13 protein-coding genes are annotated in these 12,274 nt (G+C 58.8%); 8 read left to right on the top strand and 5 right to left on the bottom strand.

The features are described 5' to 3' along the window. The first annotated feature begins 248 nt into the window (after window positions 1-248). The 5 genes from F451_RS0107420 to F451_RS0107405 all read left to right on the top strand — a co-directional run bounded on the left by F451_RS0107420 (window position 249) and on the right by F451_RS0107405 (window position 3,555). On the top strand, window positions 249-959 hold the full coding sequence (locus tag F451_RS0107420; protein ID WP_169434462.1) for a GntR family transcriptional regulator: 711 nt from the start codon (window positions 249-251) through the stop codon (window positions 957-959). A gap of 26 nt (window positions 960-985) precedes the next feature. Further along, window positions 986-1,315, top strand: coding sequence for a DMT family transporter (locus tag F451_RS0107415; protein WP_020680722.1), 330 nt, complete (start codon window positions 986-988; stop codon window positions 1,313-1,315). A gap of 49 nt (window positions 1,316-1,364) precedes the next feature. Beyond that, complete coding sequence (locus F451_RS0107410; RefSeq protein WP_020680721.1) at window positions 1,365-1,979, top strand: transglycosylase SLT domain-containing protein; 615 nt, start codon at window positions 1,365-1,367, stop codon at window positions 1,977-1,979. 362 nt (window positions 1,980-2,341) lie between these two features. Beyond that, complete coding sequence (locus F451_RS28785; protein WP_420835272.1) at window positions 2,342-2,545, top strand: transglycosylase SLT domain-containing protein; 204 nt, start codon at window positions 2,342-2,344, stop codon at window positions 2,543-2,545. Between the two features lie 752 nt (window positions 2,546-3,297). Then, window positions 3,298-3,555, top strand: a complete 258-nt coding sequence (locus F451_RS0107405; protein WP_020680720.1) for a hypothetical protein — start codon at window positions 3,298-3,300, stop codon at window positions 3,553-3,555. Between the two features lie 75 nt (window positions 3,556-3,630). Here F451_RS0107405 and F451_RS0107400 read toward each other — a convergent pair whose 3' ends face one another. Genes F451_RS0107400 through pdxH form a run of 4 tightly spaced genes read right to left on the bottom strand, consistent with a single transcriptional unit; the run spans window position 3,631 to window position 6,087 of the window. Continuing rightward, complete coding sequence (locus F451_RS0107400; RefSeq protein WP_020680719.1) at window positions 3,631-4,272, bottom strand: GDSL-type esterase/lipase family protein; 642 nt, start codon at window positions 4,270-4,272, stop codon at window positions 3,631-3,633. Beyond that, window positions 4,269-4,745, bottom strand: coding sequence for an FKBP-type peptidyl-prolyl cis-trans isomerase (locus F451_RS0107395; protein ID WP_020680718.1), 477 nt, complete (start codon window positions 4,743-4,745; stop codon window positions 4,269-4,271). Before F451_RS0107395 ends, F451_RS0107400 begins: the two co-directional genes overlap by 4 nt. A gap of 4 nt (window positions 4,746-4,749) precedes the next feature. Beyond that, window positions 4,750-5,427, bottom strand: coding sequence for an alpha/beta hydrolase (locus F451_RS0107390; protein ID WP_020680717.1), 678 nt, complete (start codon window positions 5,425-5,427; stop codon window positions 4,750-4,752). Between the two features lie 9 nt (window positions 5,428-5,436). Then, window positions 5,437-6,087, bottom strand: coding sequence for a pyridoxamine 5'-phosphate oxidase (gene pdxH, locus F451_RS0107385; protein ID WP_020680716.1), 651 nt, complete (start codon window positions 6,085-6,087; stop codon window positions 5,437-5,439). A 304-nt stretch (window positions 6,088-6,391) separates the two neighbouring features. Here pdxH and F451_RS0107380 point away from each other — a divergent pair, with 304 nt between their 5' ends. Genes F451_RS0107380 through F451_RS0107370 form a run of 3 tightly spaced genes read left to right on the top strand, consistent with a single transcriptional unit; the run spans window position 6,392 to window position 11,178 of the window. Further along, window positions 6,392-7,675, top strand: a complete 1,284-nt coding sequence (locus tag F451_RS0107380; protein ID WP_020680715.1) for a paraquat-inducible protein A — start codon at window positions 6,392-6,394, stop codon at window positions 7,673-7,675. 55 nt (window positions 7,676-7,730) lie between these two features. Next, window positions 7,731-10,469 (top strand): MlaD family protein, encoded by a 2,739-nt coding sequence (locus tag F451_RS0107375; RefSeq protein ID WP_020680714.1) that lies wholly within the window; start codon window positions 7,731-7,733, stop codon window positions 10,467-10,469. Window positions 10,470-10,476: 7 nt separating this feature from the next. After that, window positions 10,477-11,178 carry a hypothetical protein gene (locus F451_RS0107370; RefSeq protein ID WP_020680713.1) on the top strand — a complete coding sequence of 234 codons (702 nt, stop codon included), beginning with the start codon at window positions 10,477-10,479 and terminating at the stop codon, window positions 11,176-11,178. A gap of 44 nt (window positions 11,179-11,222) precedes the next feature. On the opposite strand, the gene F451_RS0107365 is transcribed toward F451_RS0107370, so the two are convergent. Then, window positions 11,223-12,236, bottom strand: coding sequence for a hypothetical protein (locus F451_RS0107365; RefSeq protein ID WP_020680712.1), 1,014 nt, complete (start codon window positions 12,234-12,236; stop codon window positions 11,223-11,225). Window positions 12,237-12,274: the final 38 nt, after the last annotated feature.

Here is a 12,274-nt window from a genome sequence, read left to right as displayed (position 1 = left end):
TGCCGGGATACAAAGCAAAGCCCATACCAATTATGAATAATGAATTATAAGTATGAATAAGTAATTGATTTAATTAACTTTAAATAACGCATTAATATAAAAATAGCGCTTTTGCATTCGAACAGATTCAGGCTGCTGGCACCATCAGGGAGCATTTGCAGAACATAAAGGTGCAGGTGTAGGATGCGTTGCATCAGAATCCCAGACATTCAGCACGTACGGCAGTGGCCGCACAGGGAACAAGTGCCGTGAAAGCATCCACACCAGGCGCCTCAATCCGTCAGCGCGGGCGTACACCGCTACGCAGGCCTGCGTCCCTCCACCTGGAAGTCGCAGACAGGCTGCGTCAGCTTATCCAGCAGGGTGACCTCGTGCCCGGCAGCAAGATCCCCGAAGCCGAACTCTGTATCCAGATGCAGGTTTCCCGTACCCCCATGCGTGAAGCCATCAAGCGCCTGGCCGCCGAGGGCTGGGTTGATTTGCTGCTCAATCGGGGTGCCCGAGTATCCTGTGTCAGCGTGGACGAAACCTGTGATCTGTATGAAGTACTGGCGTTTCTGGAGCGCCAGGTGGGCGAACAGGTCGCCCCCCGGCTATCGGCACAGGATCTCAAACAGCTGGAGCAGCTGCATCGCAAGCTGCAGCGACTGCACCAAAATCGCCGGCGCAAGGAATACACCCTGCTCAATCAGGAATTCCACCACAACCTGGCGCTGCTGACCGGCAACCGACTGCTGGCCAGCACCTACCAGGATCTGCTCAGCCGCGCCAGCCGCGCACGCTACCTGGCCAACCTGTCCAGCGGGCGCTGGGATGAATCCATGGACGAGCACGAAACGATAATGCAGGCCCTGCGCCGCCAGGACGGCCAGGCCCTGGGACGCTGCCTAAGCGAGCACCTGCAACGCACGGGCGCGGTGGTCATCGCCGCACTGAAACAACAGCAAGAGCCCCAATAACAGCCCGTATACAGGGAAGGTCCGCGATGCACTGGTTCTATCTGATAATTGCCATTGTGGCCGAGGTCATAGGGACTTCTGCCCTTAAGGCGGCCGACGGCTTTACCCGGCCAGGCCCTTCGCTATTGGTTGTGGCCGCCTATGGCGTGTCTTTTCTGTTTCTGTCGCTGACGCTGCGAACCCTGCCGGTCGGCATTGCCTACGCTGTCTGGTCGGGGGTTGGGGTGGTGCTGGTGACCATCGTCGCCTGGTTTCTGTATCAGCAGCGTCTCGACTGGCCCGCCGTGCTGGGTATCGGGCTGATCCTGTCCGGCGTTATGGTGCTGAACCTGTTTTCAAATATGTCCGGGCACTAAACGCCTGAATTTTCTGGTAATGTTTGCAGTCTCTGACAAGGATTGGCCAATGCTCCAGACATCCAGACAACGTCTAACCTGCTGCCTGCTCGGGGCTGTGTTTCTGGCCGGCTGCAGCAGTGCGCCGCCACGCAAGCCCGATAACATCTGCGCCATCTTCGAGGAAAAAAGCGACTGGTATGCCGCCGCACTGGACATGAACAAGCGCTGGGGCACGCCGGTCCATGTGCCCATGGCCATCATGTACCAGGAATCCGGCTTTCGTCATGATGCACGTCCGCCCATGCGCTGGTTCCTCGGTCTGATTCCCTATGGCCGTGCCAGCTCCGCATACGGCTACAGCCAGGCCAAGACGCAGACCTGGAGCGACTATGAACGGGAAACCGGCAACAACTGGTCATCACGGGCTGATTTCGCCGATGCCATGGACTTCGTGGGCTGGTATACCCATAAGTCACAAAAACTGAACGGCATATCCAAATGGGATGCCCGCAACCAGTACCTGGCCTACCACGAGGGCTGGGGCGGCTACCGCAATGGCAGCTACAACGGCAAACGCTGGCTGGTAGGCGTTGCCGGCAAGGTCGACCAGCGCTCCAGGCGCTATGCCAGCCAGTATAATCAGTGCAAAGACAATCTCAGCACCGGCGGTTGGTTCTGGTAACAACCGCGGCTACAACGGCAAGCGCTGGCTGACAGGCGGCGCCGGCAAGGTCGACCAGCGCTCCAGGCGCGATGCCAATCACATACCGAGACTACAATCAGTGCAAGGACACCCTCAGCACCGGCGGTTGGTTCTGGTAACAACCGGCTACAACGGCAAACGCTAACTGACAGGCGTCGCCAGCAAGGTTGACCAGCGCTCCAGGCGCTATACCAACCACATACCGAGACTACAATCAGTGCAAAGACACCCTCAGCACCGGCGGCTGGTTCTGGTAGTCACCCCCGCCAAATCACAAAAACTGAACGGCATGTCCAGGTCGGATACCGCACCTCTCAGTAACTGGCAGTAACTGGCAGTAACTGACCTACCACGAAGGTTGGGGCGGCCACCGCAATGGCAGCTGCAACGGCAAACGCTGGCTGACAGGCGGCGCCGGCAAGGTCGACCAGCGTTCCAGCCGCTATGCCAATCACATACCGAGAATACAATCAGTGCAAGGACACCCTCAGCACCGGCAGCGGGTTCTGGTAACAACCGCCGCTACAACGGCAAGCGCTGGCTGACAGGCGGTGCCGGCAAGGTCGACCAGCGCTCCAGCCGCTATGCCAACCACATACCGAGAATACAATCAGTGCGAAGACACCCTCAGCACCGGCAGCGGGTTCTGGTAACAATCGCCGCTACAGCGGCAAGCGCTGGCTGACAGGGGGCGCCGGCAAGGTCGACCGGCGCTCCAGGCGCGATGCCAACCCGTCCCACTCCTCACCCATAGCGGGTTCTGTTAAGCCCTGCCTGATCGATCCCTATGTTGTTCACCTGCCAATAGCAGCGAGCATCCCAAGCCTTAACAATCAGACATACCCGCTGCCACTCCCTGCAACCTGTTGCCCCGCACCGTTACCGGGTCATCGCATGCACTAACACCCTCGCCCAAGCCCTTCACTGCCCCCTCTTTGCCCTCTCTTTGCCCTCTCTTTTTTGCCCTCCCTGTTTTAGTACTCGCCCTCTGCGGCCGTCTTCTAAATATGAATATTCAAATAATATTTTTGAATAATCGTAAAATCATTATTGATTTCTCTTTATATGACATTAAGTTCTAAAAAACCGCCCTCAACAACTAATCTTTTATCTATATAAATCAATGAGTTAACGCTTCCGCCTTAAAACAAAGAAACGCCCTCGAATTTAATTTAAAAACCCTTTAAAAACATATAGTTAAAAGAGCATAAATCATGTCGTAAAATTGCGACCAGTCTGTTTCATATATATACTTATCAGTAATACAAAAATGATTAATCAAATAGGAATTAAGACAATGCAGGAAAGAGAAATTAAACTTCTTTTCAAAGCGGGTGTATTCGATTCCTGCCAGGCAATTCCGGTTTCAATGGCGCGGGGCTGGACACTAAAGTTCATCGCCAAGGACAACGAAGTAGTGACGCTGGACTTGCAGCGCAGCAAAGCCGAGCGGGAATTCAAAAGTCTTGATGGCGCCGCAGCGGTCGCCCGGCGCATCGGTTTTGAATGGCTCAACGTGCAGATCGGGGACTTGAAATGGCGCGAAAAGATGTAGTCAGCGGCATTGCACCGCTGACATGGCACCCGTACCCAACGCTCGGGTTACTGTGCAGTTTTACTCAGATTCGCGCTAGAAAGCGCCGGACTCTCGCAACAGCTCCAGCAGCTGGCCGGCAATAAAGGCGTAGCCAGAGGCATTCGGATGTGCCTGGTCGGACTTGAGTGCGGGATCAGACAGGGTCTCGGCGACGGCATCGGGCAGATAGGCCACCTCATACTGCTCTGCCAGCTCCGCATAAAAGCCGGCTGTTCGAACCAGCAGGGACGGTTTGGGCACCCCCAGCAACACCACTTGTGCGCCCTGAGCCTGCACCAGCTCGATCATCTCAGCCAGCTGAGCACGGATGCGCGCGTCAGGCTCTCCCCGCAACAGGTTGTTGCCACCATGACACAGCAGCACCAGCGCGGGTGAGTCTTCCTGCAGCAATGACTGCAACCGCACCAGCCCGTCTTCGGCCAGCTCTCCCGGTACACCGGCATTGCGCACATTCCAGCCCGTCGCCTGAGCCACCCGGGCAGGGTAGCTTTGCGCGGCATTCGCGCCAGTACCAAAGGTCAGGCTGTCACCGAACGCCAGCACGCTTGTACCCGGTTCAAAGTACGGCAACTCGGGCTCGCGGCTACAGCCGGCCAGCAGCAAGGTGCAGCACAGTAACCAGAAGGCGGTAAATACAGGCCGCAGATAGCACGGCGCCACACGCACTTGAATCATGCAGTCGGCGATTCTACGCGCCCCTGGGCAATCTCGGCCTCGGTGGCCGCCCGAACGTCGATGATCTCGACTTCAAAATCCAGCGTACGGCCGGCATAAGGATGGTTGCTGTCGACGGTAACGCCATCGTCATCGATGTCCACCACCGTGGCCAGCTCCAGCGTGCCTTCATCATCTTCCAGCTGGCAGGTGAAACCGATGCCAAAATCCTCCAGCCCTTCAAAAAAGGATGGCTCCAGGGTACGTACCTTGTCGTCGTCATAGAGGCCGTAACCCAGCTGCGGCGGTACCTTCACCCGCAGGATATCGCCGGCTTCATGCCCGGCCATTGCGTTCTCCAGCCCGGCAATAATATTGGCACGGCCATGCAGATAAGGCAGTGCATCGCCATCGCGGGTATCCACCTCCAGCTCGCCGTCGTCATCGAACAGGCGGTAGTGGAAGCTGACAACGGTATTTTCAGCCACTTTCATGGTTTTATTCCTTTTCAGACAAATGCAGGGTTAACCAGGCGCCAATCTGCCGCAGCTCCGGCAGGCAAACCTCATGCGCCATGGGGTAGTCATGCCACTGCGGTTCCAGCCCCAGGGTATTCAAAGCCTCACGGGCGCGCAGCCCTGCTTGCAGCGGCACCACATCGTCCTCGGTGCCATGACAGATCAGAATGGGCAAATTCGCGTTGGCGGCATTCACTTCGGCCGCCATTCGATCGGCCGTGGCCAGGTAAGTCGACAGCGCCGCCACCCCACCCATTTTTTTTGGGTAACGCAGCGCTGTGTGGTAAGCCACGGCGCCTCCCTGGGAAAATCCGAACACAAAGATGCGCTCACTCGGCACACCTGCCGCGATCTCACGCTCAATCAGGTCGCCTATCTGCTGTGCCGAGACATCCAGTGCCGCGTTATCGATCTTGCGCTCGATGCTCATTTCCAGAATGTCGTACCAGGCTGGCATACGCATGCCGCCGTTCACGGTCACCGGGCGCACCGGTGCGTCGGGGAAAACAAAGCGCACGCCGGCATCGGCAGGCAACTCCAGATAGGGTACAACCGGAACAAAATCACCGCCGTCGGCACCCAGGCCATGCAGCCAGATGACGCTGGCACGAACAGGCCCGTCCGGTTCGCTGGTTTGGCAAGGCAGATACGTTGTCATGTCACATCCTCAAGGCTGAAGTCGTTCGATTACCCAGGCACCATCCTGCAGACGGTAACACATGCGGTCGTGCAGACGATTTTCACGCCCTTGCCAGAACTCAAATGCAACGGGGCGCAGGCGATAACCGCCCCATTGTTCGGGCTTGGGCACAAGGCCGTCTGCATGCTGCGTGCGCAACGCATCGACACGCTGCTCGAGCGTCGCACGACTGTCCACAACGGCACTCTGCTTCGACGCCGCAGCACTGAGGCGACTGCCAAGCGGACGCTCGGCAAAATAGGTCTGGGCAAAGACATCAGGCAGGCGTTCCACGGTGCCGCAGATGCGCACCTGACGCTCCAGCAACGGCCAGTAGAACATCAGCTCAGCCTGCGGGTTTTCCGCCAGGTCCTGACCCTTGTGGCTGCGATAATCGGTGTACCAGCAAAATCCCTGGGCATCGAAATGCTTGAGAAGCACGATACGTGCCGAGGGCATGCCGCTGGCGCTCGCCGTCGCCAGCGTCATGGATGTCGCATCCGCGGGCATCAGAACGCTTATTTCTTTCATCCAGCGATCAAACTGCTGCACCGGATCTGCCGCAAGATCCGCCCTGTCCAGCGTCTTGGCCTGATACTCCCGCCGCAGCGCCTTGTAGTCACCCGTGTTGTCGGTCATGGAAACCCCCTCTATCGCGCACCGTTACAGACAGCATGCCGGCAGGCGTCATAATGACAAGCACTGCACGCCAAATAACAAGCGCTGCACTATAACGGATCGGGCCAGTGGCACAAGAGCCCAGCTGCCACCCGGCATGAAGACTTGCGCGGGGGCAAAAATATAGATGCCATAATGAGTGCCTATGCTGTCGCAACAGGTACTGGGCAGCACAAGGGAATCTGGCATACTGAACCTTTTACCGTACAGGGCCTCTGATGCGCTACAACGCTCGTCGGCCTGAAATGGAGGCAAGACTCACGCCATGGAGAACATGATCGCCTGCCATGAATGCGATCTGCTGCTCACCCGGCCCGAGGTTCCGCCCGGCGGTGTGGCGCAGTGCCCGCGCTGCGGCTCTACCCTGTTTGCCCAAAGCGTCAACAGTATTGAGCGCAGCCTCGCCCTGGCCATTGCCGGGCTGATCCTGTTCCTGCCGGCCAACATCTACCCACTGCTGACACTGGAAGTCGTTGGAATCCACCAGAATCAGACCGTGTTCTCCAGTGCCATGTCGCTGTACGACGATGGCCTCTGGATAGTGGCATTGCTGATTCTGCTGTTTGTCATTCTGGTACCGCTGGTCAAGTTGCTGCTGCTGCTCTTTGTCAGCGCCTCACTGCACGGACGCACACTCTGGCGTGGCACCGCACTGGCACTGCGCAGTTATCAGCACCTGGACGAATGGGGCATGCTGGAGGTCTATCTGCTTGGTATCGCGGTAGCGGTGGTCAAGCTGGTCGACATTGCCAGCATAGAGCCTGGCCTTGGCCTCTACAGTCTGGTGGCACTGATACTGATAACGCTGCTCAGCTCCACCATGATCAACCAGGACCAGTTCTGGCACCTGATTGGTGAGCGCCAGTCCACCCCGCAACCCGATCCCAGCCTCTATGCTGCAGGCGATACCCCCATTTGCTGCCACGACTGCAGTTTGCTGTGTCCGCCGGCCATGGAGGGCATGCACTGTCCCCGCTGCCATGCCAAACTGCATGCCCGCACACCCAATTCCCTGAGTTGGACCTGGGCGCTGTTGTGCTCGGCAGTCTTCCTGCTGCTGCCGGCCAACATGCTGCCAATCATGACCGTCCGCACCCTGGGCCGCGGCGACCCCAGCACCATTATCGAGGGCGTCGTGCAGCTGACCCAGCATGGCCTGTTCTGGATTGCACTGGTGGTACTCATTGCCAGCGTAGTCATTCCCGTGGGCAAACTGATCGGCATGCTCATTCTGGTGCTCAGCGTACAGCGGGGCTGGACCACCAACCTGCGCCAGAAGATGTTCATGTTCCGCTTCGTTGAATGGGTGGGTCGCTGGTCCATGCTGGACATCTTTGTGGTCGGCATACTGGTGGCGCTGGTACAACTGGGTAATCTCACCCATATTATCGGCAACCACGGCGCCACGGCGTTCGCGGCGGTCGTGATTTGCACCATGCTGGCGGCACAAAAATTCGATACACGACTGATCTGGGACCGGCAGCGGGCATCACAAGCCACCGACGAAACCGCGCCGACAAACAACGTGAGCGAAACACATCCATCATGATACAAAGCGAACGCTACCCCAAACTTGCCAATGACACCCCGATTGAGGCTTTACAATGACCGATGTCACACCCGTCGCACCGGCCGTTGTTCGCCGCCATCGCGGCCCGTCAGCCGTCTGGATTCTGCCCTTGCTGGCGGCACTCATCGCGGGCTGGCTGGTTTACAAGAGTTACCGCGAGGCCGGCATCGAGATACAGGTCGTATTCGATTCGGCCGAAGGTCTGGAAATCAACAAGACCAAGCTGCTGTACAAGGGCCTGCCCGGCGGCACGCTCAAATCCCTGCGCCTGAATGAAGACCTCAAAACCGTCACCGCCGTGATCGAAGTCGCGCCCGAAGCCGAACAACTGCTGCGCGAGGGCACCGAGTTCTGGCTGGTCAAGCCCCAGGTATCACTGTCCGGCGTACGCGGCCTCGAAACCCTGCTGTCGGGATACTATATCGGCATCAAGCCGGGCGAAGGTGCACCCACCCGGTTTTTTAAGGCCCGCAGTGACCTGCCCCCCCCGGATAAAAGCGACGACGGCCTCTACATCACGCTGTTCGCCGACAGCGCGGAATCCATCAATCGCGGCTCTCGCGTCTACTACCGTGACATCAATGTCGGCGAGGTGGTGGATTACCGCCTTTCCAGCGAGGCGGATGACATCCAGATCGATGTCTTTATCGAGCCGCGCTACAGCTACCTGGTAAAGAAAAACTCCCGTTTCTGGAACGCCAGCGGTATCCAGGTCAAGGCGGACCTGCCCAAGGTTGATATTCGCATCGGCTCGCTGGCCGCCATCATTGCCGGCGGCATCAACTTTCTTAACGAAGACTACGAATCACCGCCGGCCGGCAATGGCGACCAATTCAAGCTCTATCCCGACTTTGACGCGGCGGAGAACGGCATCGAGGTGGAACTGCGCTTTCCCGGCACGACCGCCCTTAGCGAAAACACCGAGGTCATGAGTCAGGGCATTCGCATCGGCCGCATCCGCAGCCTGCAGCTGAGCGACGACCTGAGTGAGCTGCGTGCCACACTGCTGATCGACCCGCGTGCACGCAGCCTGCTGCGTACCGGCAGCCGCTTCTGGCTGGAGCGCCCCGAGCTGACGGTGGGAAACCTGGGCGACTGGCGCAAACTGGTCAAGGGCAGCTATATCCACCTGGAGCCGGGCACGGGACACGAGAAGCTCAGCTTTACCGCACTGGATATGCCCCCGGTGCGCAAACCCATACACAGCGGCCTGGCCATAGAGCTGGTCACTGAACAACTGGGTTCCATCTCCCGCGGCTCGCCGATCCTGTTTCGCCAGCTGCCCGTGGGTGAAGTGCTGGGCTATGAACTCATCGACAAGGGCCAGCAGGTGTTGATTCATGGCGTCATCCAGGAGAAGTACCGCGACCTGGTGGCAAGCCATAGCCGCTTTTGGAACAGCAGCGGCATTCGCTTTGCCGCAGGACTGGACGGCGTAAAGCTGCAAACCGAATCGCTGCACACTCTGATTAACGGCGGTATCAGCTTCTTTACACCGGATGTACGCGAATCGCGCAGCGCCGCTGCCGACCAGCGTTTTACGCTTTACAACGACTTCGATGCAGCCTCCAGACAGGGCAAACTGCTCTACGCAGAACGCGCCGGCAAGCTGATGATCAAGCTGGAGGCCCAAAGCCTGGGCTCCATCGCCGTGGGTTCGCCGGTGCTCTACAAGCAACTTAAAGTCGGGCGCGTCAGCCACTACCAGTTACAGCCTGCGACGGACAGTGTCGAAATTGAACTGCTCATAGACAAGCCTTACCGGGACCTGGTCACCACGGCCTCCCGTTTCTGGAATGCCAGCGGCGTGTCGGCGGACTTCAATCTGCAGCAGGGCTTCAAGCTACAAACCGAATCTCTCGCCAGTCTGGTCACCGGCGGCATTGCCTTTAACACCCCCGCAGGTGGGGCTGCCATCGCTGCCGGACACCCATTTCAGCTCTATGCCAACCAGGCCAGCAGCGTCGAACAGGGACTCGAGATCCGTATCCTGTTTCCGCCCGACCGCCCGCTACAGGCCGGCACGCCGATACGCTATCGCGGCCTCACGGTGGGGCGCATTGAGCAGGTAAGGCTGTACGATGCCCAGGGCACCATCGATGCCACTGCCGTCCTCTTCAGCGAAGGCCACTTTCTGGCCCGCAAGGGTAGTCGTTTCTGGATCGAACAGCCCGAGGTACGGCTCTCCGCCATCCGCAACCCGGCGGATATCCTGGTCGGCAGCCACGTCGAAGTCAGTGCAGGCGCGCCAGACGCAGACCCGAGCCTTTACTTCATCGCCGCCGCCAGTGCTCCAGAAAGCGCCCGGGGCTACGGCCTCAACCTGGTACTGAACGCCGACAAGCTCGGCGCCCTGGAAAAGGGCAGCCGGGTATTCTACCGCCAGGTACCGGTGGGTGAAGTCACCGGTTTTCGACTCAGCGGTGATGGCCAGTCTGTGGATATCTTTGCCCATATCGAGGCGGAACACGCCCACCTGGTGCGTCAAGGCAGCCAGTTCTGGAATATCAGCGGCTTCAGTGCCGAGTTCAGCTTCACCCGGGGGCTGAAAATCGACAGTGACTCCCTGGAGAGCTTCGTGGGTGGCGGTATTGCCTTCCAGTCCCCTCCCAGCGGTGAACGGGCCCGCAACGGCAGTCGCTACACCCTGCTGGAACGCCAGCCAGATAGAGCTAACGCATCAGAAGCGCCGCAAGCCCAGACGCGCGAGGGTGAGCAAACGCAATTGCCCGCCTCCGGAGACCTGTCTAAACTCGAGCTGGAAAACGGATAATGACATCATGATGCGATCGCCGCCTATTCTGCTGACACTGCTGTTGGCACTGGGTCTCAGCGCCTGTGCCCCGCAGCAGCAGGAACGCCCGTTCCAGATGCGCAACCTGGCCAAGTCGGACATCGACATGGTGACCGACGCCCATATCGCCGAGGTCAATCGCCTGAGCCGGGAGCTGATGCTGAAGTTGTACCGGCGCAATCCGCGCGAACTTGCCAAGGCGCCTCCCGGCACCACCATTGCGCAGCGCATGTATCAGCTGTTCGAGTTTCCTCGCAAGACCCGCTTTAGCGAGCTGAACAACCGCTATGGCGTCCACGCGGTTCCGCTGGCCTTTGACCCCACATTCAAGGGTGACCGTGTCATGGCCTTGATGGTGGGCATCAGTGGCATGATCCACAGTGCCTATAACGGTCAGGATGAATTCTTCATGCTTGACGAGATCGACCAGCAAAAACTCTACAACAGCGCGCGCAATCTCGAAAAAATCGCCTGGCAACTCAATAATGCCCGCCAGGAAAATGGCGAGCTGTTTTTGTACAGTAACGGCCTGAGCGAGGTCGGCATCGAGAATCTGAGTTTTGCCCGTACCTTTGGCAAACTGATTGCATTGCAGGACATGATGGCGCGCATCGTGGCCGATACCCAGAACCGCACCATCAACAAGGTGCTGCACGGCGCAGCCTCTACGGTACTGCTGCCGATCTGATGCCGCTATCTAGCCAATGAGGTGAGCCCGGTGATTGCCGGGGATCAGCGCCCGCAGCCGCACTCAGGCAGCGGCGCATTAATGCTGATATCGCAGATCTTGTGATTGTCATTGAGGTGCAGCGTAACATCCGCCCGCGCCGGCATGTCGTCCAGCATGGACCGGGTCAGACGTTCATAATGCTGAATGAAGCGCTGTATTTCGGCATCCCCCATAATCCTCAAAGGTTCCTGGGGCTCGCGCGTTTCAGACAAATACCGCATGCGTTCGGCGAGTTTCTTTTCCTGCAGTGAGCGCCATTCGTAAACGGCCTCCATGCTGGGCACCTTGAGCATCAGCATAACGTCCACCAGCGCAAACAGCTCTGCATAGGGGCCCCGCAGCTGCGCATTGACGTAACGGCGCCAGGTCCCATCCGGATCGTCCTCCCGTTCGAGCGCATTGATCGGTTCCAGCAGGGCGGCATCGCTCTGGGCTCTTGCCCCCACACACCAGCCTTCCAGCACCACCACATCGGCGCCCCCCGACCACTCGCGCCAGACAGACACCGGGCAACGGTCGTCGATGGACTTGTCGAACACCGGTATGCGGATGGCTGCATCCGCTTCACCGCGTTTGAGCGCGCGCAGCAGTTCGATACCCAGCTCTACATCATGGCTACCGGGCACGCCGCGGGTTCTCAGCAGCGGATGGATATCGGCACCGAGGCGCTCGCGCTCGGCCCGGGTCTTGTAAAGATCGTCGATGGAGAACCCTGCCACCCGCAAACCAAAGCCTTCGCTCAGCGTAATTTCCAGCAACGTAACAAGGGTGGATTTACCGGCACCCTGGGCGCCATTCAGACCCACCACCAGCGGCGCACCCCGCCGGCGCTGATGAGCGGCGATCCAGGCGGCCAACGGCACATAGATGGCCTCGAACATTTCCACCAGTCCGATATCCACCTTGAGGGACTCAAGGGTGGATGCGAAGGCGCGCTGCAGTGCCTCGACCGCGTGCTGACGTTCCGCCGCACTCAGGCACAACTGATCCTCGGGCCAGTGGGTCAACACACTCATTCAGCCTCCGCTTAAAACAAGGTCATGGGCTTCAGGCA

It is taken from the genome of Marinobacterium rhizophilum DSM 18822, assembly GCF_000378045.1.
Classification (GTDB): Bacteria; Pseudomonadota; Gammaproteobacteria; order Pseudomonadales; family Balneatricaceae; genus Marinobacterium_A; species Marinobacterium_A rhizophilum.
This window is presented reverse-complemented; position numbering and strand designations above follow the sequence as displayed.

What these genes read in the sequence shown, in the direction of transcription:
- F451_RS0107380 (WP_020680715.1), top strand. Translation starts at nt 6,392, where the DNA reads ATGGAGAACATGATCGCCTGCCATGAATGCGATCTGCTGCTCACCCGG.
- F451_RS0107405 (WP_020680720.1), top strand. Translation starts at nt 3,298, where the DNA reads ATGCAGGAAAGAGAAATTAAACTTCTTTTCAAAGCGGGTGTATTCGAT.
- F451_RS0107395 (WP_020680718.1), bottom strand. Translation starts at nt 4,745, where the DNA reads ATGAAAGTGGCTGAAAATACCGTTGTCAGCTTCCACTACCGCCTGTTC.
- F451_RS0107410 (WP_020680721.1), top strand. Translation starts at nt 1,365, where the DNA reads ATGCTCCAGACATCCAGACAACGTCTAACCTGCTGCCTGCTCGGGGCT.
- F451_RS0107400 (WP_020680719.1), bottom strand. Translation starts at nt 4,272, where the DNA reads ATGATTCAAGTGCGTGTGGCGCCGTGCTATCTGCGGCCTGTATTTACC.
- pdxH (WP_020680716.1), bottom strand. Translation starts at nt 6,087, where the DNA reads ATGACCGACAACACGGGTGACTACAAGGCGCTGCGGCGGGAGTATCAG.
- F451_RS0107375 (WP_020680714.1), top strand. Translation starts at nt 7,731, where the DNA reads ATGACCGATGTCACACCCGTCGCACCGGCCGTTGTTCGCCGCCATCGC.
- F451_RS0107365 (WP_020680712.1), bottom strand. Translation starts at nt 12,236, where the DNA reads ATGAGTGTGTTGACCCACTGGCCCGAGGATCAGTTGTGCCTGAGTGCG.
- F451_RS0107415 (WP_020680722.1), top strand. Translation starts at nt 986, where the DNA reads ATGCACTGGTTCTATCTGATAATTGCCATTGTGGCCGAGGTCATAGGG.
- F451_RS0107390 (WP_020680717.1), bottom strand. Translation starts at nt 5,427, where the DNA reads ATGACAACGTATCTGCCTTGCCAAACCAGCGAACCGGACGGGCCTGTT.
- F451_RS0107370 (WP_020680713.1), top strand. Translation starts at nt 10,477, where the DNA reads ATGATGCGATCGCCGCCTATTCTGCTGACACTGCTGTTGGCACTGGGT.